Here is a 252-nt window from a genome sequence, read left to right as displayed (position 1 = left end):
CCCCTAGCCACAAGTCATCCGCTAATTTTTCAACATTAGTCGGTTCGGTCCTCCAATTGATGTTACTCAATCTTCAACCTGCCCATGGCTAGATCACCTGGTTTCGGGTCTATATCCAGCGACTGAGTCGCGCAGTTAACACTCGCTTTCGCTACGGCTCCCCTAGATGGTTAACCTTGCCACTGAATATAAGTCGCTGACCCATTATACAAAAGGTACGCAGTCACACCACGAAGGTGCTCCTACTGCTTG

At 49.2% G+C, this 252-nt stretch carries 1 rRNA gene; it reads right to left on the bottom strand.

Annotated elements, in window-relative coordinates:
- Positions 1–252 (bottom strand): 23S ribosomal RNA (locus ATB76_RS28925); the annotation flags it as partial.

The organism is Vibrio sp. MOR3 (assembly GCF_001557775.1).
In the GTDB taxonomy this organism is placed as follows: Bacteria; Pseudomonadota; Gammaproteobacteria; order Enterobacterales; family Vibrionaceae; genus Vibrio; species Vibrio jasicida.
Note: the sequence above shows the minus strand (reverse complement) of the source record. Positions and strands in the feature narration are given on the sequence as shown.